The organism is Oleiphilus sp. HI0132 (assembly GCF_001635845.1).
The window spans coordinates 1-1,085 of the sequence record NZ_LWGJ01001676.1 but is presented as its reverse complement, the minus strand read 5'-3'; the positions used below and the strand labels follow the sequence as shown (position 1 = coordinate 1,085).

General features: G+C 44.4%; 1 protein-coding gene. It reads left to right on the top strand.

Annotated elements, in window-relative coordinates:
- Nucleotides 1–744, top strand: a 744-nt coding sequence (locus A3766_RS25685; RefSeq protein WP_156509143.1) for a PhoH family protein, incomplete at its 5' end; no start/stop codon positions are given.
- Nucleotides 745–1,085: the final 341 nt, after the last annotated feature.

Sequence of the window (1,085 nt, the reverse complement as noted above, 5' to 3'; positions counted from 1 at the left end):
AATCAAACTTTCCGCGGCCAATTGAGACAAGTTGTCGATCAGACGGCTACGATTGAGTTATTACCCGATTTTGAATCTCAATATCATTGCTGGGGAATTCAAGCTAAAAACAAAGAACAGAATTTTGCTTTNGCAGCACTCACTGATCCTGAAATTGATTTCGTCACCATCGCCGGAGAAGCCGGGACAGGTAAAACTCTGTTAACCCTAGCTGCGGCACTACACCAGGTGTACGAAGATAAGTTTTATGATGAAATCATTGTCACTCGGGCCACGGTTCCAATGGGTGAAGATATCGGCTTCTTACCCGGCGAAGAAGAAGATAAAATCGGCCCTTGGATGGGCGCGATCACCGATGCTTTGGAAACATTGAGCGCCAACCCCAACGGCACCGATTTCGAAAGGAAGTCGAGTGTTGAATTCTTAAAAAGCCGCGTAAAAATAAAAAGCTCCGGTTTTATGAGAGGCCGAAGTTTCTCCGACAAGATCTTCATTATTGATGAAGCCCAGAACCTGACCTCTGCACAAATGCACGGTCTCATATCACGAGCTGGTCCAGGCACTAAGGTCATTGCGATTGGCAACCTAAAGCAAATTGATACACCCTATCTATCGGCCTCAACGAGTGGCTTCAGCTTTGCAATGGACCGCATGCGAAACTGGGAACACTATGCTCACATCACACTACAAAGCGTTGAACGCTCCCGTCTTGCAGACTACGTTGCTGCCAATTTTTCTGACTAAACAGGCATAAAAGTCTATAGGGTAAGCCTAAGTGCTTGCCCTATATTTATTGCCAAAAATGCCAATACTCTGTCCTCTACTGTCATGGTCTTCTTACCATTCCCGATAAATAATGATCAAGTAAAAACAGGTCGGCCCTCTCTTCTCAGATAATGGTCAGATAAAGTGTCTGTTGTACTTTGTCCGCAGGACGCAAAATAAAAATAATATACATATCGAAAGGTCCTAACTATGTTTAAAACTAAGAAATCTATACTTTCCACCTGCGCGCTTTCTTTATCTCTATTATGGGGATCAGGGCAAGCGATGGCTGCCGACAACTGCTATATAATGGTTCACGG